A 22,332-nucleotide genomic window follows, 5' to 3' on the forward strand; every position below is an offset into this window, starting at 1 on the left:
CTCGGCGTCCAGAGAAGATCGGATCGGGCGCAGCCTTGCCGAGAATCCGTCAACCTTGCAACTACAGCGGACCCTGCTTGGCGAACTCCGAGAACACCGCCCGCAGGGTTTTCAGCCGGCCCTCGTAGGATTGCTTGAGGCAGGCGGTGTCGGCGCCGCAGGTGCGGCGCTCCGTGAGCCAGGTCTCCTGGTCCTCGCGCAGCTTGGCGTTGCCGCCCATGGGGAGCATGGCCCGCAGGATCTCGAAGCGCGTCGCCATCTCGACGTCGAGGTCGTTGAGGGGGAGGTGCGCGCAGATCGCCTTCTCGTCGGGCGTCTCGGCCTTGTCGCAGGGGAAGCTCGCGGCGGAAGCCGGGGCGGAGGCCAGCGTCAGCAGAAGGGTGCCGAGGAGGAAGCGGGGGAATCGGGTCATGCCGGGCCTCATGGGGTGAAGTCGATCCTGAGCAGGGTTCGCAAAAGTTGTCGCCGGTCTTGCGGCCAAAACCTGCGACATATCAAAGAGCTGAGCAGGGTGAAGCGTTGGCTTGCCAGCGCGGACCTGCTTAGAAAGCGAGCAAACCCCGGTTCCGCAGCCGCGCCAGGAGCGGGAGCAGCGGCAGGCCGAGGATCGTGGAATGGTCGCCCGCGATCTCCGAGAACAGGTGGATGCCGAGGCCTTCGAGCTGGTAGCCGCCGACGCTGGCCTGGACCTTGTCCGCGCCCGCCAGATCCACGTAGGCCGCGATCTGTCCCGGATCGAGGGGCCGCATGGTGAGGCGAGCCGTCGCCACGAAGCGCTCGGCCACGGCGCCGTCCACCGCCAGGGCCACGGCGGAATGCAGGGCGTGGCTTCGCCCGGCGAGGCGCCCGATCTGGTCGCGGGCCGCGGCGAGGTCCGCCGGCTTGTGGAACAGCGTCCCGTCGCAATCGAGCACCTGATCGGCGCCGATCACCACGCGGCCGGGGTGACGCGCCGCCACGGCGCCCGCCTTCGCCTCCGCCAGTCGCAGCGCCAGGGCGTCGGGCGCCAGGCCGGCGCAGGCCGCCTCCACGGCGCGCTCGTCCACCCCCGGCGCCTCGGTCTCCACGATGAGGCCCGATCCTTCGAGGAGGCCGCGCCGGGTCGGGCTGGTGGAGGCGAGCAGCAGGGGCTGGGCCCCGCGCCAGAGGGTCGCGCTCATGGGAGCCGTGGTCATGGGAGCCCCGGTTTCAGGATGCGATGAACTTGAGGCGGTGCTCGCGGTGCAGATCGACGATGGCGGCGGCCGTCTCCTCGATGGAGCGCCGCGTCACGTCGATGGTCGGCCAGCGGTGCTTGGCGCAGAGCCGGCGGCAGGCCGCGATCTCGTCAGCCACGGCGCTGCGGTCGACATAGAGCGAGGAATCGTCGGCCTTCAGGCTGAGGAGGCGGTTCTGGCGGATCTGCACGATGCGCTCGGGGCTGGCCAGCAGCCCGACGAGGAGGGGTTTTCGCGCGTTCTCGAGGCTCTCGGGCAGGGGCATGCCCGGCACCAGGGGGAAGTTCGCGGTCTTCAGGCCGCGATTGGCGAGGTAGATCGCGGTCGGGGTCTTCGAGGTGCGGCTGACGCCGATGAGGATCACGTCCGCCTCGTCCACGTTGGGCGGCAGGTTGCCGTCGTCGTGCAGGAGCGTGAAGTTCATCGCGTCGATGCGCTTGAAGTACTCGGCGTTGAGCATGTGCTGGGCGCCGGGCCGGGCCGTCGAATCCGCGCCGAGATAGGATTGCAGCAGGGCATGCACCGGCTGCAGCACCGAGAGGCAGGGCGAGCCGGTCTCGCGGCAGGCCGCCTCCAGGCGCTCGGTGAGGTCGTGCCCCACCAGGGTGTAGAGCACGAGGCCGGGCGCGGCCTCGATCTCGGAGATCACCCGCTCCAGCTGCGGCCCCGAGCGCACCAGGGGATAGACGTGCTCGATCGCCGAGATGCCCTCGTACTGGGCGGCGGCCGCGCGACCCACGTTGATGAGGGTCTCCCCTGTCGAATCCGACACGAGGTGCAGGTGGAAATAGCTACGGCTCATCGAGGGGCAGTCTCCTCCGGCCTCGCGGCCAGGACCGCGTGCGGTCTTGTCCACCGGGCACGGTCAGGGGAGTCGATAAGGGTGGATAAGCCGGCTTCGTCGAGGGGTCCAGCCGGTCCCTGCCCCGTCTTGTCGACTCCGGCGTCAACACGCCGTCGAACCGGCGCCGTTCCGGCGCGGGTTTGGGAGAATCCGGGAGCGCGGGGCGCACCTCGTCCGTTGGGCGCACGCAAGGCACTGTTGCACATCGCCTATCCGGGATATTGGACCCAATCCGTTAAAGCCTGCTTAACGCCGTGGCGGCGGGGATGCCCTGTGGACGGTTTTCCGCTCCCGCACTGAGCCCCTCTAAAAGAAAAAACAGAGTCCTAGAATCTATCTTTCCTTTTAGAAGGCCGGTGTGGGGACGACGTCCGGAGCGCCTCTGCGACGAACCGAAGGGAAGGGGTTTTCGAGGGGAGGACATCCGACGCTTCGGTGCTACAACCCGCTCCCAAGGGATCGGGACGTCGGAGATCGGATGAGCCAGGCTGTTGCAGAGGACCGCGGTGAAACCGACCGCGTGGTCCTGCGGGTTCTCGCAGGCGAGGCGCAGAGCCGCCCCCCCGCCTGGATGATGCGCCAGGCCGGGCGCTACCTGCCGGAATACCGTGAGGTCCGGGCCCGGGCCGGCTCCTTCCTCGACCTCTGCTACAATCCGGACTTCGCCACCGAGGTGACGCTGCAGCCGATCCGGCGCTTCGGCTTCGAGGCCTCGATCCTGTTCTCCGACATTCTCGTGATCCCCGACGCGCTCGGTCAGAACGTGCGCTTCGTCGAAGGGGAGGGGCCGCGCCTCGACGCCATGGCGGGCCGGGCCGAGTTCGAGCGCCTGCGCGAGGCCGGCGACCCGGCGATTTTCGCGCACTTGGCACCGGTCTTCGAGACCGTTCGGCGCCTGCGTGCCGAGCTGCCGAACGAGACCACGCTGCTCGGCTTCTGCGGCGCGCCCTGGACGGTGGCGAGCTACATGATCGGCGGGCGCGGCACGCCGGACCTCGCCCCCGCCCGGGCGCTCGCCCGGCACGACACCGCCCTGGTGGAGGCGCTGATCGACCGCCTCGTCACGGTGCAGACCGAGTATCTCGTGCGCCAGCTCGAGGCCGGGGCCGACGCGGTGCAGATCTTCGAATCCCATGCCGGCGCCCTGCCCGATGCGCGCGGCGCGGGTGAGCCCTCCGAGGAGGCGGTCAACGACGTCTCCGAGAGCGCTCTGCCCGAAGCCGGCGAGCGCGATGCCCTGACGCGCTGGTCGCTCCAGCCCATCGCCCGGATGATCGCCGGGGTCCGGGCCCGCGTGCCGGGCGCGAAGATCATCGTGTTCGCGCGGGGCTCCGGCCTCGACGGCCATGCCCGCGTGGTGCCCGAGACCGCCGCCGACGCGGTCGGCGTCGACTGGTCGGTGGACCTCAAGGCCCTGCGCGACAGGGTGCCCGCCACCACGGTGACCCAGGGCAACGTCCATCCCGAGACCCTGATCGAGGGGGGCGCGGCCCTCGACGCGGCGGTGGACGGGGTGCTGGCCGCCACGGACGGCCTGCCGCACATCTTCAACCTCGGCCACGGCATCACGCCGCAGACGCCGATCGCGCATGTCGAGCGCATGCTGGCCCGGCTCCGGGGCTGAGGGGTGGACAGCCTTTACCCCTGGCTCAAGGCCGGGCACCTCGTCTCGCTCATCTCCTGGATGGCGGCGATGCTCTACCTGCCGCGCCTGTTCGTCTATCACGCCGCCCTGGTGCCGGGGCCGCACGCAGCGGCCCAGTCCGAGACCTTCAAGGTCATGGAGCGGCGCCTGCTGAAGGCGATCATGACCCCGGCGATGATCGCCACCTGGATCTTCGGGCTGATCCTGGCCTGGATGAGCGGCTACTACGCGGCCGGCTGGCTCCAGGCGAAGTTTGTCCTGGTGCTGGCCATGAGCGGCGTCCACGGCTGGCTCGCCCGGATGGTCAAGGACTTCGCGGCCGACCGGAACACGCGGGGCCACAAGTTTTACCGGGTGCTCAACGAGGTGCCGACGCTCCTCATGATCGTGATCGTGATCCTGGCCGCCGTGAAGCCGAGTTTCGGGTGAGCGGTCCCAATCAGCGCGTTTCCCGCGAGGGAGGACGCGTTCCCCGCCCCGCACGGGGGAGGGAAAGGACTGAACCGAGGCGGACCTGATGGCCGAGCACGCGCACGATCGTCACGACCATAGCCACGCGCACGGCGGCGGTGGGCATTCCCATGGGGGCCATTCCCATGCGCCGGCCACTTTCGGGCGGGCCTTCGCCATCGGCATCTCCCTGAACATCGCCTTCGTGATCATCGAGGCGATCTACGGCTTTGCCAGCGAGTCCATGGCCCTGGTGGCGGATGCCGGCCACAACCTCTCGGACGTGCTCGGGCTCATCGTCGCCTGGATCGCCTCGGTGCTGGTCAAGCGCGCGCCCACCGCCCGCTTCACCTACGGCCTGCGCGGTTCGTCGATCCTCGCCGCCCTGTTCAACGCGGTCTTCCTGCTGGTGGCCACCGGCGCCATCGCTTGGGAGGCCGTCGCCCGCCTGATCGCCCCCGAGCCGCAGCCGGTGGCGGGCCTGACCGTGATGGTGGTGGCCGGCATCGGCATCCTCATCAACGGGGCCACCGCTTGGCTCTTCGCCTCGGGCAGCAGCGACATCAACATCCGGGGTGCCTACCTGCACATGGTGGCGGATGCCGCCGTCTCGGCCGGCGTGGTGATCACCGGTCTGATCATCGTGCTGACGGGGGCGGCCTGGATCGACCCCGTGGTCAGCCTCGTCATCGCCGGCCTGATCGTCTGGGCGACCTGGGGCCTGCTGCGCGACAGCGTGGTGATGTCCCTCTCGGCGGTGCCCCCCGGCATCGACCCGGCGGCGGTGGGCGCCTACCTGCGGGGGCGCCCCGGCGTCGCCGACCTGCACGACCTCCACATCTGGTCGATGAGCACCACCGACATCGCCCTGACGGCCCACCTCGTCATGGCGGAACGCCATCCGGGCAACGCCTTCCTCAACACCGCCGCCGCCGAGCTGAAGGCCCGCTTCGGCATCGCGCACGCCACGCTTCAGATCGAGGAAGCGGGCGGCCCCGCCTGCATCCTGGCCGGAGACTGCACCCCATGACCCGCGCCTTCGTCGTCGGCCACCCGATCGGGCATTCCCGCTCGCCCCTGATTCACGGCCACTGGCTGCACGAACACGGCATCGCGGGCAGCTACGAGCGGATCGACGTGACGCCCGAGGCCTTTCCGGGCTTCCTGGCCTCCTTGCGCGAGAACGGATTCGCCGGCGGCAACGTCACCATCCCGCACAAGGAGGCAGCCTTCCGGCTGGTGGAGTCGCTCACTCCGCGCGCGGCAAAAATCGGGGCGGTCAACACCCTGTTCTTCGACGGGTCCGAGCGCCTCTGCGGCGACAACACCGACGCGCCAGGCTTCATCGCCCATCTCGACCAGACCCTCGGGTCGAACTGGACCGAACGGGGCGCCGGTACCGCCCTGGTGCTCGGCGCCGGGGGAGCCGCCCGCGCCATCGTAGTCGGCCTGCTGGAGCGCGGCCTGTCCCGCATCCGGGTCGCCAACCGCACACTGGACCGGGCCGAGGCCCTGGCGGCCCTCGATCCCGCGCGGGTCGAGGCGGTGGCGTGGCGGGACCTGCCCACCGCCCTGGCGCATACGGGGCTCCTCGTGAACACCACCTCCCTCGGCATGGTCGGTCATCCGCCCCTCACCCTGGACCTCATCGACCTGCCCGAGGACGCCGCCGTCGCCGATATCGTCTACGCGCCCCTGGAGACGCCGCTGCTGGCCGCCGCGCGGGCGCGCGGCCTGTCGGCGGTGGACGGCCTCGGCATGCTGCTGCATCAGGCGGTGCCGGGCTTCGCCCGCTGGTTCCGGGTCACCCCGAGCGTGACGCCGGAGCTGCGCGCCCGCATCGTCGCGGACCTCGCATGACCCGCCCCCGCATCCTCGGCCTCACCGGCTCGATCGGCATGGGCAAGTCCGCCACCGCCGCGATGTTCGCCCGCCACGGCGTGCCGGTGCACGATGCGGATGCCGCCGTGCACACCCTCTACGCGGCCGGCGGCGCGGCGGCGCCCGCCATCGGTGCGGCCTTTCCCGGCACTTTGGCGCCGGACGGCGCGGTGGACCGGACGCGCCTTCGCGAGGCCGTCCTCGGTGCGCCGGATCGCTTGGCCGCTCTGGAGGCCCTGGTCCACCCCCTGGCCCAGGCGGCGGCGAGCGACTTCCTCGCCCGCCACGCCGACGCGCCCCTGGTGCTCCTCGACATCCCGCTGCTGTTCGAGACCGGCGCCGAGGCGCGCTGCGACGCGGTGCTGGTCGTCACCGCGCCCCTGGAGGTGCAGCGCGCCCGGGTGCTCGCCCGCCCCGGCATGGATGCGGCGACCTTCGAGGCGATCCGCGCCAAGCAGCTGCCCGATGCCGAGAAGCGCGCGCGGGCCGACTTCGTCCTCGACACCAGCCTCGGCTTCGCGCACGCCGAGGCGGAGGTCGCGGCGATCATCCGGCGCCTGGGCGGGAACACGAGCGCGCCTTGACGCCGTCTTAGGAGGGCGCATGGTCCGGTGGCGGAACGCCACCTGTCAGGACCCTTCGATGCTGCGCGAGATCGTTCTCGACACCGAGACCACCGGCACGGACGCCAAGAACGGCGACCGCCTGATCGAGATCGGCTGCGTCGAGCTGATCAACCACGTCCAGACCGGACGCTCCTACCACCAGTTCGTCAACCCGACCCGGCCGGTCTCCCAGGGCGCCTTCGCGGTGCACGGGATCTCCGACGCCTTCCTGGCCGACAAGCCGCGCTTCGCCGACATCGTCGACGCGTTCCGCGACTTCTGCGGCGACGCGCCCCTGGTGATCCACAACGCGCCCTTCGACGTCGGCTTCCTCAACATGGAATACGCCCGCCTCGGGGCGGCCGCCCCCCCGCCCATCGACCTCGCCGACGTGGTCGACACCCTCCAGCTCGCCCGCCGCAAGCACACGGGGGCGGCCAACAACCTCGACGCCCTGTGTTCGCGCTACGGCATCGACACGACGCGGCGGACCAAGCACGGCGCTCTCCTCGACGCGCAGATCCTGGCGGAGGTCTACGTCGAGCTCCTCGGCGGCAAACAGACCAGCCTCGGGCTCTCCATGGTCGAGACCCACGATCCGGTCGCCCTCCTGGACGGCGCCGGAGAGAGCCTGCCGGCGGGGCCGCGCCGGCTGCGCCACCGCCTGACGGAGGCCGAGCGCGCCGCCCACGAGGCGTTCATCGCCACCCTCGGCGGCAACGCGGTCTGGCGCACCTATCTCGGCGAGGACGGGGCGGCGTGATGCCGAGCGAACATTCCTCGCGGCCCGGGGTTAATGAGTCCGAGGGAACCAAGCCCCGCCACACCATCGTCACGCCCGACGATTGTGCGATGCAAAACAATTCATATTGCAACGCGGGATGAGCCTCCCATATACCATCCAGCTGGATGGTACTGGGAAGGTGTGATGTTGGATCTCGTCGACAAGCCGAAGGCCGCGATCCGGGTCGGCGATACCGAGAAGGTCACGATCAATCTCGGCTTCGTAGACCTTGGTCACATCGACCTGCTCGTCTCGGAAAGCGTCTACGCCAACCGGAGCGACTTCATCCGCACCGCCGTGCGCAACCAGATCGCGCGCCACGGCGAAGTCACGCGCCAATCCGTGGCCCGCAAGGGCGTCGAACTCGGGTTGCGCCGCTACGACAAGGCCGAACTCGAGGCGGCTCGCGCGAGCGGCATCCGCCTCGACATCCGTGTGTTGGGCCTGGCCAGCATCGCCCCCGACGTCACCCCCGAACTCGCCCGCGCTGCCATCGCGTCGATCGAGGTGATGGGCAGCCTGCAGGCGACGCCGGACGTGAAGGCCGCCCTGGCCGATCGGTTCCTCTGAAGGCGAGGCCGATGCGGCCGGTCGATCCCTGAGCGAAACCGAACCCCGTCGCTTCGAAGGAAATCTTCGGGGTTCGTAAGACAGCGTGTCTCCCCGCGTTCCCGACCTCGCATGGTTCGGCCTCGCGCCGAATTGGAAAGCGAAACCCATGACCGATCCTTCGAACCGGCTGCAGGACCGCCTCGCCGACATGATGGAGGCGACACGCCTTACGGCCGCCGGGCGCCTGCAGGACGCCACGGATCTTCTCCAGCGCGGCTTGAACGGGATGGGCCAGCCCGGCGCCCATTCCGCCGGATCGCCGACGCCCGGCTCCGGGCACGCGGCAGTAAATGCCCCCCACACCATCGACCTGGTAGCCGAGCGCATCGAGACCGGCTCGGGTCCGGAGCGCACAGGCGCCAAGGCGAAGGCGGCACCGGCCGCCACACCGGAGGAGGCGCCCCTCGCCGCGATCCTCCCCGAGAAGCTGCGCAAGGTCGTCGAGACCGTGACGCGCGGCATCGCCCCCGTGCTCGGGGGCCTCGGTAAGGCCGGGCGCGGGGGGAGCCAGAACGCGGGTTTCGGGTCCGGGCTTGGCGGCTCGGGTCTCAGTGGTTCGGGACTTGGTGGTTCGAGCTTCGGCGCGGGCCTCCCCGGCGGCCTGGGCGGGATCGGCGGCTTCAATCAGAAGCGCGCGCCTCTCACCGAGGGCGGCAGCTTCACCGAGCACAGCTTCTCCAACGCGGCCGGAGGGCGGGACTACAAGCTGTTCGTCCCCAGCGACGCCCGGCCGAACCTGCCCCTGGTGGTGATGCTGCACGGCTGCACGCAGGGGCCCGACGATTTCGCCGCCGGCACGGGCATGAACGCCCTGGCCGAGGCGGAGGGTTTCCTCGTGGCCTATCCGGCTCAGAGCGGGCGGGCCAACGGCCAGCGCTGCTGGAACTGGTTCCAGCCGGGCGACCAGGGCCGCGATTCCGGCGAGGCCGGCATCATCGCGGGGCTGACCCGGGCGATCATCGCCGAGCACCGGGTCGACCCGGCGCGGGTCTACATCGCCGGCCTGTCGGCGGGCGGTGCGGCGGCGGTGAACATCGCGCGGGTCTACCCCGACCTCTACGCGGCGGTGGGTATCCATTCGGGTCTCGCCGCCGGCTGCGCCCGCGATGTCTCGACGGCCCTGAGCGTCATGCGCCTCGGGCCCGTGGCGCCGGCCGACTGCACGATGTCCGAAGTCCGCGTGCCCACCATCGTGTTCCACGGCGAGAGCGACGGCACGGTCAACCTGCGCAACGGCGAGCAGGCTCTGGCCCAGGCCGGTATCGACGGCCTGACGCCCGAGAGCGCCGAGGCGGTGAGCCCGGGCGGACTGTCCTACACCCGCACCCGCTACACGGACGGGACCGGCCGGGTCGCGGTGGAGGGCTGGATCGTGCGCGGTCTCGGCCATGCCTGGTCCGGCGGCAACTCGGCCGGCAGCTACACCGATCCGCGCGGACCCGACGCCTCGCGGGCGATGCTCGACTTCTTCCGGGCGAACCCGCTCGGAGCCGGCCGGGCCTAGCCCACCGGCACGTTGTCGATGAGGCGCGTGCGGCCGAGATAGGCCGCCGCCAGCACCCGGGCGGGCCGCGTGGCCCGCTCCATCGGGGCCAGGGTCTCGGCGTCGCGGACCTCGAGGTACTGCACCGGATCGAAGCCCGCCGCAGCGAGTTCGGCGCGGCCCTGCTTCAGAAGGGGACCCGCCTCCGCACCGTCCGCCAGGCCGGCGGCGATGTCGGACAGGACCGCGTGCAGGCGTGGCGCTCGGGCCCGCGCCTCGGCGTCGAGGTAGCGGTTGCGCGAGGACAGGGCGAGGCCGTCAGCCTCCCGCAGGGTCGGCACGCCCTGGATCTCCACCGGCAGGTCGAGATCGCGCACCGCCCGCCGGATCACGAGGAGCTGCTGGAAATCCTTCTCGCCGAACAGCGCGAGGTCCGGCTGGACCTGGTTGAGGAGCTTCGTCACGACGGTGGCGACCCCGGAGAAGTGCCCCGGCCGGTAGGCCCCGCACAGGCCCTCGGTGACGCCGCCGACCTCGATCCGGGTCGAGAAATGCGCGGGGTACATCTCCGAGACCTCCGGCAGGTAGGCTGCGTCGACCCCCGCCTCGGCGAGAAGTCTGAGGTCGGCTTCGGTGTCGCGCGGATACTGCGAGAAATCCTCGGTGGGGCCGAACTGCGTCGGGTTGACGAAGATGCTCGCCACCACGCGCTCCCCCAGCGCCTTCGCCCGCGCCATCAGGGTGAGGTGGCCCGCATGCAGGGCGCCCATGGTGGGCACCAGCACCACGCGGTCGCCGGCCCCGCGCCAGGCGGCGACCGTGGCGCGCAAGGGGGTGACCGCCGTGAACCGGGAGAGGGAAGTGTGGGACAAGGGGTGACCTCGTGAATGCGTCCGGCGAACGGCGCCAGACCTAATCACCTGGACGCTCCGGCGCCAGCCGTCAGGGACAGTAGGGCAGCAGGGGACGGCCGTAGGGATCGTCCACTCCCAGCGGTGGCGTGAACCCGTAATAGCTCGGCTTGCCCAGGCCGTAGGCCGAGCCGACATAGCTCGGATCGTCGGGCGCGTCGGTAGGGATCGGAACCCGTCGCACCCGGCAGCGCAGGACCTGACGGCGGACGGGTGCCAAGCGCGCGCCGCTGGATTCCTCGCCCTCCGCGCGCGGAAAGTAACGGGGCATCGGCGCGAGGTCCGGACCGCGCGCGGTGCCCGGCAGCGGTGCGAACGGCTCCACGAGGTCGGCCGCACCCACCGGCAGCAGGCCCGCGAGCAATCCCGCCGCCGCGAGCCTGAACCGTGCCGTCATGCCCCGTCGCATTACCGAACCCTCTGATCCCCCAGCCGTCGCCGATCAGGGTAAACGCAAGGTTAAGCGAGACTGGTGTCGACGCCCGTGGTGCCGGGCGGCCGCTGCGGAAATACCGGGCGAGTTGTGAAACGCCGGTCCCGCCGCTACGAAGCCCGGGACCAGCGACGGGAAGATCCCCAGGTGAAGCCTGATCCGGCCCTACGACGACCCGTTACGTGCACGATCATCACGAAGAACGAGGCCGACCGCATCCTGCGCTGCCTCGAGAGCGTGCGGGGCCTCGTCTCCGAGATCATCGTGGTCGATTCCGGAAGCACCGACGGAACCCTAGAGATCTGCCGGGATTTCGGCGCGACCTGCCTCCACCGCGATTGGGAAGGCTACGGCCAGCAGAAGCGCTTCGCCGAGACGATGGCGAGCCACGATTGGATCCTCAATCTCGACGCGGACGAATGGCTCACCGAGGCGACCCGCGCAGAGCTGTCGCGCCTGCTTTCAGCGCCGATCCGCGAGGACCTCCACGGCTTCGAGTTCAGGATCACCCAGGTCTATCCCGGCGATGCGCGGCCGCGCCCTTTCGCCGACTACCACACCTATGTCCGCCTCTATGACCGGACCCGCTGCCGTTTCCCCGACAGCGCCGTCTTCGACGAGGTGAAGATCCCGGCCGCCCACAAGGGCCGGATCCGTGCGCCGATCTTTCACCAGTCGATCCGCTCGATCGCACATCTGGTAGAAAAGAATATTCTCTATTATCGGTTGCAGACCGGGGAAATTAAGAAGAAATCGCCTTTGACCCCCGTGCGGATCGCCTTCGAGCCGCTGCTGGTCTTCTTCAAGTACTATTTCATGAAGCGGCACGTCACCGGCGGCGTGTACGGGTTTATCGTGGCCATCACCATCGCCATGCTGCGGACCTATCGCCTGGCGATCCTGCACTTCCCCAAGGAACGGACGCGCTGAGGATCGGCCGGATCATGCCGCGATGGGGTCGAGGCCGGGACTACGAGCGCCGCAACGTGGAGCGTCTGGCCCGGATCGCCCGCTGGGAGCGGCCCATCGCCGGGCGCGGCGACCGCTTGCGGGCCTGGGCGAACATGCTCCTCCGGGATCACGGCCTGTTCCGGCTGGTCTACCTCAACCGGCACCGGGTCGGCGCCGGCCGCCTCTGGCGCTCAGGCCAGCCCGCCCCCCACCAGATCACCCGCATGGCCCGGGACGGCATCCGGACGCTCGTCTGCCTGCGCGGCGAGCCGGAATACGGCTCTTGGCCGCTGGCGCAGGAGCGCTGCCGGGCCCTGGGCCTCGACCTCCGGACCATCACCCTGCGCTCCCGCGCGGCGCCCGAGCCCCAAACCATCCTCGAACTCAAGGGGATCTTCGAGACGATCCAGTATCCGGCCCTGATCCACTGCAAGTCCGGCGCCGACCGCGCGGGCCTCGCCGCCGCCCTCTACCTCGTGTTCCAGGAGCAGGTGCCGCCCGCCCGGGCCATGCGCCAGCTCGCGCTGCGCTACGGCCATGTCCGGCAGGCCAAGACCGGCATCCTGGGACAGTTCTTCAGGGCCTATCTCGACGCGGCCGCCCAGGCGCCCATCGGCTTCGAGGACTGGGTCCGAACCCGCTACGACCCCGCCGCCCTCGAAGCCTCCATGAAGGACCGGCGCTGGTCGAACCTCATCGTCGACCGACTCCTGCGGCGGGAATAGCCGCCCTCACCGGCGCGGGGCGGCGGGACCGTCGAGGGGGGCGAGGCGATCCGGCGGATGAGCGGCCGTCGTCGGCATCCTGACGGGCCGCGACAGTCCCGCCGCGAGCCCGGCGAGATCGGGGCCCGGACCCTGCGTCTCCCCGGCACCGGGCGCGAAGAGCGACCGGTCGAGGGCATCGAGTCCGGCGGCGATGCCGGGCTGCCCGCGCCAGGCCCGCGCGAGGTCCGGGTCTCCCTGGAGGGCGGGTGCGAGCGCGGCGCGAAAGGCGCGGGGGTCGCGCGCCGTGGCGGCCCGGCGCAGGGCGCGCCGGGTGCGTGCGTCGAGGCGCCGGCGCCCGGTGCCCCCGGAGCCGAAGCCGAGCAGGGCGAGACCGAGGCCGAAGGCCGTCAGGGCGGCGGAGGCGACGACGACCGGGGAGGCCGCGAGGACGGGTTTCGCCTCGTCGTCCCGGTCGGGCAGTCCACCGCCGATCTGGCGGGCGGGGATCTCGGCCTCGCGCAGGGTGCGCGAGACGGTGTCGAACCACGGGATGACGATCGCGTCGAGGGGGATGATCTCCTCGATTGCGGGACGCACGTCCCATTGGTAGGTCACGCGGGCCACGGGTCCCGAGGGGGTGATCAGGGTCTCGCGGGTGACCGGCCCGGCGAAGGTGAGGATGCCGCGCGTGCGCATCACGGGCCGCGGCGGCAGTCCCTCGGCGACCATGCCCTGCGCCTCCAGGGTGACGATGCGCCGGGTGGTCTCGCCGAGCTTCACCGTCTCGGGGTCGGGGCTCCAGGAATCCGTGATCGTCACGTCCTTGGCCGGCAGCCACCAGGGCTCCTTGGCGTCCGGCCCGCCCACCGGCTTCGTCCAGGTGGCGACGGGCAGGGTCACCGGGGCGGACGGCACGTCGACCACGACCCGCTTGCCGCCGTCGTTGACGGTGAGGCGGTGCAGGAAGGGATCGATGGTGAAGTCGCCCGGATGGTGCGGGAAGATCGCCACCACGCGGTCGAAGGCGATGGCGACCTGCCCGTCTGGCAGGCGGGTCTTCGACCAGGCGTCGCGGCCGAGCTGGGTCCAGCTGAAATTGGCCAGCGACGGCTGGATCACCTCCTCCAGCAGGATCGGCTGGCGGTAGACCCCGTGGATGCGCAGCAGCACCATCTCGCGGGAGAACGGATCGGCGTTGCCGTTGCGCTCCGGCGTCACCGTGAGGGTGAGGTCGCCGGGGCCGATCTCGGCGCGGAGGGGGAGGGGGGCGAGGAGGACGAAGGCGAGGCCGGCCGCGAGGACGCCACGCCGATGCCGAAACGCGGACCGAACGCTCACCATGGATTGCTCCCACCGGGCACCGCCGTGCCGGCCTCGACGCGGGCCGCATGCTCCGCCTTCAGGCGCAGCTTGAGATAGCGTCCGGGATCGTCCGGCAGGGTCTGCAGCCAGAGGCGGTCGGGGCGGATCTCGTGGGCCTCGAAGCTCTTCGTCACCCGGCGCACCTCGCGCTCGGGCGCCGCCGCGACCATGGCGGAGCCCGCCCCCGTGCGGCCACGGCCCGCCGCGTCACTGGCCGAGCCGCGCGCCTCGCCCTTGCCGGAATCCACCGAGACCTGCTCGGCCTTGCCGCGCCGGGCCACCTTGCTATTGCCGGGCGTCGAGGAGGTGGTGCCGCCCTCCTTGTTGCCGGCCAGGCCCTCGCCGCTGGAGGTGGCCTGGGTATCGTCGTTGGGGTCCTGGTTCGAAGTCTTGTTGTAGCGCGCGCCCACCGTGGCGGTGGCGTTGGCCACGCCGCCGCCCTTGCCGGGATCGCCGGCGCCCTCGTCCACGAGGCGGGCGATCAGCGAGCGGTTGGCCTGTGCGTCGGCATCGCGCGGATTGTACTGGAGCGCGGCGTCGTAGGCGTCGAGCGCCCCCTGCAGGTCGCCGGATTTCGCGAGCGCGTTTCCGAGGTTGTAGGCGTTGCGCCGGCCGCCGTTGCGGAACAGGGCGGCGGCTTCCGTGTAGCGCCCGGCCTGGTAGAGGGCCGGGCCGCGCCAAGCCGGATCGTCGAGCACCCAGGCGGCGGCCCCGGGCAGCCCGGCCCCCATCAGGGCACGGCCGAGGCTGGTGCGCGGCTGCGCCGTGGCGGTGAGGCCGAGGATGCCCGCGCCCGCGAGCCCGAGGGCGCCCAGGCGCGCCCAGCGGGTCCATCCGCGGGGGAGCACGGGCAGGCGGGCGGACAACGAACCGATCGCCATCAGGCGCTCCTGCGGAACAGGACGAGGGCCGGCAGCAGGGCCAGCAGCACGAGCCAGCGCCCGAGATCGGCGAAGGCCAGCACGGTATAGCCCCCGGCGGCAAGGTGCTGGGCGGTGCTGGCGCCGACCGCGTCGAGGACCGGGGCGGGGCTGTCGAGGAGGGCGAAGCGGCCCGCGCCCGCGTCGGTCAGGCGCTCGAGGGCGCCCCGGTCTGGCTTGGGCGAGCCCGCCGGCAGGCCGGGCCCGGCGGGCACGAAGAGCCCGTGCAGATGCCAGCCCTTGGCCCGGATCGCGGTGGCCTCGCGCAAGGCCGCGTCGCCGATGCCGTCGCCGTCGGTGACGAGAACCACGTCGCCCGCGATCACGCCGGCCTCCTCCAGGGTGCGGCGGGCCAGCGCGAGACCGCGCTCGGGATGGGTGCCACGGTCCGGCACGGTGTCGCCGTCGAGGGCGAAGAGGGTCGAGGCGAGGGCGTCCCGGTCGGTGGTGGGCGGGGCGGCGAGGTAGCTGTCTCCGGCATAGACCACCACGGCGACGCTGCGGGTGCCGGCGGCCTCGGCCACGCCCTGCGCCACCTGGCGCACGTCCTTCAGGTGCCCGCCCTCCGCGATGGAGCGCGACAGGTCGACCACCACCACGGTGGCGTCGAGGTTGCGGAAGGTGGCGGCGTCCGGGCGCTCCACCGCCGGGCCGGTGAGGGCCAGGGCGACGAGCCCGGCCGCGATCGCCGCGGCGAGGTTCGCCTGGCGCCTGCCGCCCAGCACCGCCCCGCGCCGGGCGAGCAGCGCCATCAGGCCGGGATCGACGGCCCGGGTCCAGTCGCCGAGCGGTGCCGAGCGCCAGGCGGCGCGCAGCGCCAGGGCGGCCACGAGGGGAATCGCCACCAGCCACCAGGGCCGCAGGATAGCGCAGGTCCCGAGGAATGTGTCGAGGAGGCTCATGCGGTCCGCCGCGACGCGAGGAGGCCGGCCGCGGCCAGGAAGGCGAGGGCGGCGGGCCAGGGCCAGAGGTCTTTCCGCAGCGGCACCGGCGGCGCCTTGGCGCGTCCGCCCTCGATCTCGTCGATGGCGTTGGCCATGGCGACGAGATCCTCGGTGGTTTTCACGCGAAACATACGGCCGCCCGTGAGGTCCGCGATGTCCCGCAGCGTCTCGGTGTCGACCACGTCCTGCTCGCCCTCGGCGTTGGAGAGGTCGCGGGGGCCCAGCGCGATGGTGTGGACGCGGACGCCGAGCTCCTTGGCGAGGCCGGCCACGTCCCGGGGCGTGGTCTGGCCGGCATTGTTGGCGCCGTCGGTCATCAGGATCACCACCTTGGCGGTGGCGGGCGGCGCGCCCTCGGCCTCCGGCCCGGCCGGGGTCAGACGCCTGAGGGCGAGGCCGAGACCGTCGCCGATGCCGGTGGAGCGGCCAACGAGGCCGATGGTGGCCTCGTCGAGGGCGCGGGCGACGGTGGCGGTGTCGAAGCTCGGGCTCGCGGCCACGTAGGATTCGTTGGCGAAGATGACGAGGCCGATGCGGTCGCCGGCCCGGCGGCGGATGAAGTCTGTGCCGACCCGCTTGACCGCGGCGAGCCGGTTCACGGTCTGGCCGTCGAGGGCGAAGTCGCGCCGCTCCATCGAGCCGGAGAGATCCATCACCAGCATGATCTCGCGGCCCGAGGCCGGCAGGGCGGTGGCCGGCAGGACGAGGCGTGGCCCCGCCAGGGCGACCACCAGGGCCGCCCACAACGTCCAGACCAGGATGGCGCGGCCGCGCCCGCGCGCCGCCACGCTGTCGCCCCGGGCGGCCTCGGCCACCAGGGAGGGCGGCACCCGCAGGGCGCCGCTCGCCCCGACCCGTTCGGGCGGCATCAGCCGGGCCGCCAGGAGCGGCAGGGGCAGGAGCAACAGGGCGTAGGGGCTCGCGAGGTCGAAGGCCGAGACGAGGGCGGTGAGCCAGTGGGGTACTAAACCCGTCAGCATGTCAGGCCCCGATCCGGGCGAAGAGCCGCGCCAGTTCGGCGTCCACCGGCCCGGGCTCGGGCGCGCCGCGCTGATAGAGCCCCTCGGCGAAGATCCGGCCCGCGCCGGCGGTGAAGAAGGTGGTGGCGAAGAGCCGGTCGAGGGTGGCGGCCCAGGCTGTCCCCTGCGCATCCGCCGCCGCGTCGCCCTGGAGGGTGCGGGCGAGGCGGCGCAGGAGCTGCGCCTGCGCCACCCGGCGGCGCTCCGGCGGCAGGGCGTTGGCGGCGGCGAGATCGGCCAGGGCCGCGCGCCGGACGGAGCCGCGCCGGCGCGCCCGCAGCCAGCGCATCAGGCCGAGGGCCAGGGCCGCGGTGAAGCCGAGCGCGATGGCGAGCATGACCGCGCCCTGGGCCCCGCCCGTCTCGGCGGGCAGGTGCAGGCCGCGCAGCTGGTCGAGGCCGGCCGGGGCGTCGGGCGTCACCGGGCCCCTCCCTGGCGGATGGGCGCCCTACAGCATCGCATCGAGGCGCTCCATCAGCGGCGCGTAGGCTTCCGGACCGGCTTCGACGTCGAGGCGCAGGCCCACGATGCCGCGCTGGGCATAGGCGACGAGGCGGGCATCGGTGCCCGAGGATGTCCGGTCGGCCCGGCTCGCCTGCACGGTGCCGCGCCGGCCGTCCGGCGTGGCGAAGGGGTAGAAGCCCGGCGGCCGGGCGCGCTCGAAGGCGTCGCTCACGAGCACGAGGCGGATCGACAGGCGCTCGGCCATGATCGTCAGGAGCGGGTCGAAATCCTCCCCCGGCGCGTCGAGGGCGCTGCCGATGACGAGGTGGCCGCCCGAGGGCAGCAGGCTCTGGGCCAGGGTCAGGGCGGGCGCGAGGGGCGGGTCCGCGCGGGTGTCGTCGGCCAGCGCCCGGGCGTGGGCCAGCGCCAGGGCGCCCGTGAGGGCGGTCATCGCCCGCTCGCCGCCGGCCGGGCGCACCACCACGGGCTCGCCAGCCCCCGCCGCCACGAGGCCGATGCGGCCGCCGTCGCCGACGATGCGCCAGCCGAGCAGGACCAATGCCTCGGCCGCCGCCACCGAGCGCAGGGCGCGGCGGGTGCCGAACAGCATCGAGGGTCTGACGTCGGCGAGGAGCACCACGGCGCGGTCGCGCTCGTCGTGGTGGGTGCGGACGTGCAGGATGCCGGTGCGGGCGGTGGCGTTGCGGTCGATGTGCCGGCGGTCGTCGCCCTCCGACCAGAGGCGCACGTCGTCCGGCTCGGAGCCGCGTCCGCGCCGCCGCGTCACGATCCCGCCGGGCAGGCCCGCCAGCGTCCGGGTGGCCGGGCCGGTTCCGCGCCGGGCGAGGTGGCGCAGGCCCATCAGCGCCTCGCCGGAGAGGTGGATGCCCGGCGCCATCAGCGGGTCGGTGTCCGGCAGGGCGACTGCGGCTGCGGCTTGGGCCGGGCTCGGCACGGTCATGATCCGCTCAGAGCGCCCGCACCCGCTGGACGAGGCCGCGGATGATGCCCCGCGCCGTCTGGCCCTCGGCGGCGGCGCGCCAAGTCAGGCCGATGCGGTGGGCCAGCGCGTCCGGGGCGAGCTCCGCCACGTCCTCGGGGATGACGTGGTCGCGGCCGCGCAGGTAGGCCCGGGCCTTGCCGGCGACCATCAGCGCCAGGGTGCCGCGCGGGGAAGCCGGGTGCTCGATGGCGGCGCGCAGATCCGGAGCCGCCGCATCGGTGCGGGTGCCGGCCACCAGCCGCACGAGATAATCCTTGAGCGCCGGTGAGACGTAGACGCCGAGGGCCGCCTCGCGGGCGGCGCGGATCTCCTCCACGGAGAGCCGCACCGGCATCGCCTCGGCGTGGTGGTTGAGCTCGCCCTCCACGAGGTCGAGGATGCGGCGCTCGGCGGCCTCGTCGGGCATCTCCACCAGGACGTGGAGGAGGAAGCGGTCGAGCTGTGCCTCCGGCAGCGGGAAGGTGCCCGCGTGCTCGATCGGGTTCTGGGTGGCCACCACCATGAATGGGTCGGGCAGGGCATGGGTGTGGCCCGAGACCGTGATCTGCCCCTCCGCCATGGCCTCGAGCAGGGCCGACTGCACCTTCGGCGGCGCGCGGTTCACCTCGTCGACGAGGACGAGGGAATGGAACAGGGGACCAGGCAGGAACTCGAAGTCGCCGGCATCCTGGCGCCACACGGTGGTGCCGGTGAGATCGGCGGGCATCAGGTCGGGGGTGCACTGGATGCGGGCGAAGCTGCCGTCGAGCCCGTCCGAGAGGCGCTTGACCGCGCGGGTCTTGGCGAGACCGGGCGCACCCTCGATGAGGAGGTGGCCACCGGTGAGGAGACCAATGAGGAGGCGCTCGACCATGGCGTCGGCGCCGATGAGCCCGTGCAGAAGGCCGTCGCGGAGCGCGAGGATGCGCCCGCGCAGGGCGGCATCGACGGGCTGAGCGCTGGTCGCCGGCCGTTCGGCAAGGACCGCGCCGCTCATGCGGAGATACCCGTCACGCGGGCCGTGCGGGTCGCCTGCGGGGCAGGAACGGTGGGCCGGTCCATGCGCGTCTCCTCGTGAATTTTTTCGGTGCGGATTCTTGAGCGATCCACGGTGGTTGGGTGTGCCCGCTGCGCGGGCCGGGCGTCAATCCCGAGGCGGCATCCGTGAGGCCGCAGGGCGCGCGGCCGGACATTTTGCCCGGACACTTTTTTGCGGGCTGACGGCAATGTTTTGATGCCAGCCGCCCACCGGCGAGAGCGCTGTTCGCCCTGGTCGATGCCATTTCATCGAAGGACCGCACATCAACTCGTGCAATCTGGCAATTGCGTATCAAAAGTATGCCTCCCGCAATATGAACAATCTGTGGTAGGCGAAGCATTTGAGGAGTTACACCATGCCAATCATGTTCAACTCTCTGCTTGTTGAGGCCGGGGTCGAGCCCAATACGGTTCGCTTGGTCCGCCATCACACCAACGCAGCGAATGTGATCCGATCGCCCTATCGTCTTTGGCGCGAGAACGTCGCAGCATTTGAGCAATATCAGAACGTTCAAGGGCAGGACCGATTTGAGGTTGGGCGCAAAGTCGCGAGTTTTGTAAGGTCGCCAGCGGGTGAAACGCTGTTTGTGGGATTATACGACGTGACCGCTCTTGGAGTTGCACCAGAGGGATTTTTAGATCCCGTAACGGGCGCAAATCTCGAAGGTTATCACCTTTATGAAATGGAAATATGTGAACAACTTTCAGAGTTTAGAGGCCGCTTATCAATCGAATGGGGCCTTGGGGCTCTGGCGTGGGTCCAATTGGCTCACAGGCAAAATAAGGCTGTTCGCGAGATACGCATTGCTTTTCAAGACGAGCCATACCCAGGGCATTTTCTGTTCCGTTGTAGACTTAGTGATGTATCAAGTCTACCTTCGGTTTGGATTGAACGTCTACGAGAAGCAAAGGGTGTGTATGTCTTAACATCAGCAGACTCGGGGGAGCACTACGTTGGATCGGCAGCTGGGACCGGCGGTTTTCACCAACGTTGGCTTCAACATGCCGCGATTGGTGGTGCGGCGGTGGGTCTACAAGCTCACGCAGCACCAGATTATCAGGTTGCAATTCTACAGGTAGCCGCCGGGTTTGAATCAGAAGCAGATATTGTTCGAATTGAAAACGAATGGATGCGCAAAATTCAAAGCCGAACGATGGGCCTTAATCGTCAGCCACAGACCGCTTTGCCGCCTGAGGGGGTAGAACAGACTTGATAAGCTTGACGTTGCACTTTGCAAATTGGCCCGCCTCTATCGAAAGGTTCGTGTTCATCAAGACTTCACCCTACCGCGAACCGGCGCTACGCCCCGCGCGTTCCCCCGGCCCCTGCCGGAGGCGCCGCTCGTGACCACCGATCTCTTCCCTGATTTCGCAGCCCGCTGGATCGACATTCCGGCCGGGCGCTTCTTCGCCCGCGTCGGCGGACCGGAGGAGGCAAGTCCGGTGCTCCTCCTCCACGGCTTTCCCCAGAGCCATGCCTGCTGGCACCGGATCGCGCCGGCGCTGGCCGAGCGTCACCGCGTGGTCTGCCTCGACCTCAAGGGCTACGGCTGGTCGGCCGCGCCGAAAGGCGACCCGCGCCACGAGGCCTATGCCAAGCGGACGCTGGCGGCCGAGGTGGTGGCGGTGATGGAATCGCTCGGCCACGTCCACTTCGCCCTCGTCGGGCACGACCGGGGCGCCCGCGTCGGCTACCGCCTCGCCCTCGACGAGCCGGGGCGGATCGCCCGGCTCGCCCTCCTCGACATCCTGCCGACCCTGGTCCAGTGGGAGCGGATCGAGGCCAACCCGCGCAAGCCCTCGCACTGGAACTTCCTGGCCGAGGCCGCGCCGGGGCCCGAGCAGGCCATCGGCCGCGACGCGGACACCTATTTCGAGGGGCTCCTGCGCGACTGGAGCGGGGACAAATCTCTCAAGGTCTTCGCGCCCGCGGCCCTGCACCTCTACCGGCAGGCCTGGAACGTGCCCGAGCGCATCCACGCCTTCTGCGAGGATTACCGCGCGGGAGCCACCCGCGACCGCGAGGCCGACCTCGCGGACCTCGCCGCCGGGCGCGAACTGACCTGCCCGACGCTGATCCTCACCGGCGACAGCTATCTCGACCGCAGCACGGAGACGCCGCTGGCCGCCTGGCAGCGCACCTTCGCGCCGAAGGCCGTCGCCGCCGAGGTCACGTCCGGCCATTTCCTCGCCGAGGAGAACGCCGAAGCGACCCTGGCGGCGCTGCGGACCTTCCTGGCCTGAGGGCCGCGTGCCGGGAGAGTCCCAGGGTTGACGCCCCGGACGGTTGGCGGGAAGGAGAACCCTCCCTTCAGACGGACGCGAGGCCCCTTCCGGAAACGGAAGCCCGCGCCCGCCGCCCGCACGAGAGCGAACCCGCGCATGACGACTTCCTTCCTGCCGATCGACCGCGCCGTGATCGCCCGCGAGGCGGCCAAGATGCTTCTCGAGATCAAGGCGGTGCATTTCTACCAGGACAAGCCCTTCACCTTCACCTCGGGCTGGGCGAGCCCGGTCTACATCGACTGCCGCAAGATCATCTCCTATCCGCGCCTGCGCTCGACGCTCAACGACTTCGCCGCCGCCACCATCGTGCGCGACATCGGCTACGAGTCGATCACCCATGTCGCCGGCGGCGAGACGGCGGGCATCCCCTTCGCGGCCTGGATCTCCGACCGGCTGATGCTGCCGATGCAGTACGTGCGCAAGAAGGCCAAGGGTTTTGGCCGCAACGCCCAGATCGAGGGCGAGGTGGTGGAGGGCGCTCGCACGCTGCTGGTGGAGGATCTGGCCACCGACGGGCGCAGCAAGGCGCTGTTCTGCAAGGCCCTGCGCGATGCCGGCGCCCAGGTCGACCACTGCTTCGTGATGTTCTTCTACGACATCTTCCCCAACAGCCGCGAACTCATGGCCGACCTCGGCATCCAGCTCCACTACCTCACCACCTGGTGGGACGTGCTCAACGTCGCCAAGGAGAGCGGCCACTTCGACCCGAAAGTCCTGGCCGAGGTCGAGAGCTTCCTGCACGAGCCCGCCAAGTGGTCGGCGGCGCATGGCGGCATTTCCGATTACCCGCAGGCCTGATCCGGCTCGCACCGTC

General features: G+C 70.9%; 25 protein-coding genes. 13 read left to right on the forward strand and 12 right to left on the reverse strand.

The genetic code is table 11. The features are described from left to right. Positions 1–61: 61 nt before the first annotated feature. From MFF30_RS19630 to MFF30_RS19640, 3 genes are all read right to left on the reverse strand, one after another. A complete protein-coding gene (locus MFF30_RS19630) occupies positions 62–412 on the reverse strand; it encodes a lysozyme inhibitor LprI family protein (RefSeq protein ID WP_238281335.1) in 351 nt (116 codons plus the stop codon). 130 nt (positions 413–542) lie between these two features. Continuing rightward, on the reverse strand, positions 543–1,160 hold the full coding sequence (locus tag MFF30_RS19635; protein ID WP_238281412.1) for a Maf family protein: 618 nt from the start codon (positions 1,158–1,160) through the stop codon (positions 543–545). 28 nt (positions 1,161–1,188) lie between these two features. Next, a complete protein-coding gene (locus tag MFF30_RS19640) occupies positions 1,189–2,019 on the reverse strand; it encodes a pyruvate, water dikinase regulatory protein (RefSeq protein WP_238281337.1) in 831 nt (276 codons plus the stop codon). Positions 2,020–2,539: 520 nt separating this feature from the next. Between MFF30_RS19640 and MFF30_RS19645 the strand changes: the two genes are divergently transcribed. The 8 genes from MFF30_RS19645 (at position 2,540) to MFF30_RS19680 (ending at position 9,542) form a co-directional block, all read left to right on the forward strand. Further along, positions 2,540–3,685, forward strand: coding sequence for a uroporphyrinogen decarboxylase (locus tag MFF30_RS19645; protein ID WP_238281339.1), 1,146 nt, complete (start codon positions 2,540–2,542; stop codon positions 3,683–3,685). A gap of 3 nt (positions 3,686–3,688) precedes the next feature. Continuing rightward, positions 3,689–4,135, forward strand: coding sequence for a protoporphyrinogen oxidase HemJ (gene hemJ / locus MFF30_RS19650; protein WP_373320949.1), 447 nt, complete (start codon positions 3,689–3,691; stop codon positions 4,133–4,135). Between the two features lie 88 nt (positions 4,136–4,223). Next, positions 4,224–5,186, forward strand: a complete 963-nt coding sequence (locus MFF30_RS19655) for a cation diffusion facilitator family transporter (protein WP_238281341.1) — start codon at positions 4,224–4,226, stop codon at positions 5,184–5,186. Beyond that, positions 5,183–6,016, forward strand: a complete 834-nt coding sequence (locus MFF30_RS19660; RefSeq protein ID WP_238281343.1) for a shikimate dehydrogenase — start codon at positions 5,183–5,185, stop codon at positions 6,014–6,016. Before MFF30_RS19655 ends, MFF30_RS19660 begins: the two co-directional genes overlap by 4 nt. Next, the gene (gene coaE / locus MFF30_RS19665) at positions 6,013–6,621 is read left to right on the forward strand and encodes a dephospho-CoA kinase (RefSeq protein WP_238281345.1); all 609 of its coding nucleotides are present in this window, start codon (positions 6,013–6,015) and stop codon (positions 6,619–6,621) included. Before MFF30_RS19660 ends, coaE begins: the two co-directional genes overlap by 4 nt. Before the next feature lie 58 nt (positions 6,622–6,679). Further along, the gene (gene dnaQ, locus MFF30_RS19670) at positions 6,680–7,405 is read left to right on the forward strand and encodes a DNA polymerase III subunit epsilon (RefSeq protein WP_238281347.1); all 726 of its coding nucleotides are present in this window, start codon (positions 6,680–6,682) and stop codon (positions 7,403–7,405) included. A gap of 165 nt (positions 7,406–7,570) precedes the next feature. After that, complete coding sequence (locus MFF30_RS19675) at positions 7,571–7,996, forward strand: ribbon-helix-helix domain-containing protein (protein WP_238281349.1); 426 nt, start codon at positions 7,571–7,573, stop codon at positions 7,994–7,996. A gap of 148 nt (positions 7,997–8,144) precedes the next feature. After that, entirely contained in the window at positions 8,145–9,542 is a 1,398-nt protein-coding gene (locus MFF30_RS19680; protein ID WP_238281351.1) for an extracellular catalytic domain type 1 short-chain-length polyhydroxyalkanoate depolymerase, read from the forward strand. On the opposite strand, the gene panC is transcribed toward MFF30_RS19680, so the two are convergent. Beyond that, positions 9,539–10,393, reverse strand: a complete 855-nt coding sequence (gene panC, locus MFF30_RS19685; protein ID WP_238281354.1) for a pantoate--beta-alanine ligase — start codon at positions 10,391–10,393, stop codon at positions 9,539–9,541. The genes MFF30_RS19680 and panC overlap by 4 nt on opposite strands. Before the next feature lie 70 nt (positions 10,394–10,463). Next, positions 10,464–10,829 (reverse strand): hypothetical protein, encoded by a 366-nt coding sequence (locus tag MFF30_RS19690; RefSeq protein WP_238281356.1) that lies wholly within the window; start codon positions 10,827–10,829, stop codon positions 10,464–10,466. Between the two features lie 183 nt (positions 10,830–11,012). Between MFF30_RS19690 and MFF30_RS19695 the strand changes: the two genes are divergently transcribed. Together MFF30_RS19695 and MFF30_RS19700 are read left to right on the forward strand one after the other, a co-directional pair. Then, positions 11,013–11,795, forward strand: a complete 783-nt coding sequence (locus tag MFF30_RS19695; protein WP_238281358.1) for a glycosyltransferase family 2 protein — start codon at positions 11,013–11,015, stop codon at positions 11,793–11,795. A gap of 14 nt (positions 11,796–11,809) precedes the next feature. Next, on the forward strand, positions 11,810–12,541 hold the full coding sequence (locus MFF30_RS19700) for a tyrosine-protein phosphatase (RefSeq protein WP_238281360.1): 732 nt from the start codon (positions 11,810–11,812) through the stop codon (positions 12,539–12,541). A gap of 6 nt (positions 12,542–12,547) precedes the next feature. Here the strand turns inward: MFF30_RS19700 and MFF30_RS19705 are convergent, their stop codons facing one another. The 7 genes from MFF30_RS19705 to MFF30_RS19735 all read right to left on the reverse strand — a co-directional run bounded on the left by MFF30_RS19705 (position 12,548) and on the right by MFF30_RS19735 (position 19,191). After that, a complete protein-coding gene (locus tag MFF30_RS19705; protein ID WP_238281362.1) occupies positions 12,548–13,864 on the reverse strand; it encodes a hypothetical protein in 1,317 nt (438 codons plus the stop codon). Beyond that, positions 13,858–14,766 (reverse strand): tetratricopeptide repeat protein, encoded by a 909-nt coding sequence (locus tag MFF30_RS19710; RefSeq protein ID WP_238281364.1) that lies wholly within the window; start codon positions 14,764–14,766, stop codon positions 13,858–13,860. The genes MFF30_RS19705 and MFF30_RS19710 overlap by 7 nt, the downstream gene beginning before the upstream one ends. Then, positions 14,766–15,707, reverse strand: coding sequence for a vWA domain-containing protein (locus MFF30_RS19715; RefSeq protein ID WP_238281366.1), 942 nt, complete (start codon positions 15,705–15,707; stop codon positions 14,766–14,768). The genes MFF30_RS19710 and MFF30_RS19715 overlap by 1 nt, the downstream gene beginning before the upstream one ends. Beyond that, positions 15,704–16,729, reverse strand: a complete 1,026-nt coding sequence (locus tag MFF30_RS19720; RefSeq protein ID WP_238281368.1) for a VWA domain-containing protein — start codon at positions 16,727–16,729, stop codon at positions 15,704–15,706. The genes MFF30_RS19715 and MFF30_RS19720 overlap by 4 nt, the downstream gene beginning before the upstream one ends. Before the next feature lies 1 nt (position 16,730). Beyond that, entirely contained in the window at positions 16,731–17,189 is a 459-nt protein-coding gene (locus tag MFF30_RS19725; RefSeq protein WP_238281370.1) for a DUF4381 family protein, read from the reverse strand. 27 nt (positions 17,190–17,216) lie between these two features. Beyond that, positions 17,217–18,110 carry a DUF58 domain-containing protein gene (locus MFF30_RS19730; RefSeq protein ID WP_238281416.1) on the reverse strand — a complete coding sequence of 298 codons (894 nt, stop codon included), beginning with the start codon at positions 18,108–18,110 and terminating at the stop codon, positions 17,217–17,219. Between the two features lie 70 nt (positions 18,111–18,180). After that, a complete protein-coding gene (locus MFF30_RS19735; protein WP_238281372.1) occupies positions 18,181–19,191 on the reverse strand; it encodes an AAA family ATPase in 1,011 nt (336 codons plus the stop codon). A 397-nt stretch (positions 19,192–19,588) separates the two neighbouring features. Between MFF30_RS19735 and MFF30_RS19740 the strand changes: the two genes are divergently transcribed. From MFF30_RS19740 to MFF30_RS19750, 3 genes are all read left to right on the forward strand, one after another. Next, positions 19,589–20,446 carry a GIY-YIG nuclease family protein gene (locus MFF30_RS19740; protein ID WP_238281374.1) on the forward strand — a complete coding sequence of 286 codons (858 nt, stop codon included), beginning with the start codon at positions 19,589–19,591 and terminating at the stop codon, positions 20,444–20,446. A gap of 130 nt (positions 20,447–20,576) precedes the next feature. Then, positions 20,577–21,476, forward strand: a complete 900-nt coding sequence (locus tag MFF30_RS19745; RefSeq protein ID WP_238281376.1) for an alpha/beta fold hydrolase — start codon at positions 20,577–20,579, stop codon at positions 21,474–21,476. A 138-nt stretch (positions 21,477–21,614) separates the two neighbouring features. Beyond that, positions 21,615–22,316, forward strand: a complete 702-nt coding sequence (locus MFF30_RS19750; RefSeq protein WP_238281380.1) for an orotate phosphoribosyltransferase — start codon at positions 21,615–21,617, stop codon at positions 22,314–22,316. Positions 22,317–22,332: the final 16 nt, after the last annotated feature.

Origin of the sequence: Methylobacterium goesingense (genome assembly GCF_022179225.1) — a bacterium.
GTDB classification, from domain to species: Bacteria; Pseudomonadota; Alphaproteobacteria; order Rhizobiales; family Beijerinckiaceae; genus Methylobacterium; species Methylobacterium goesingense.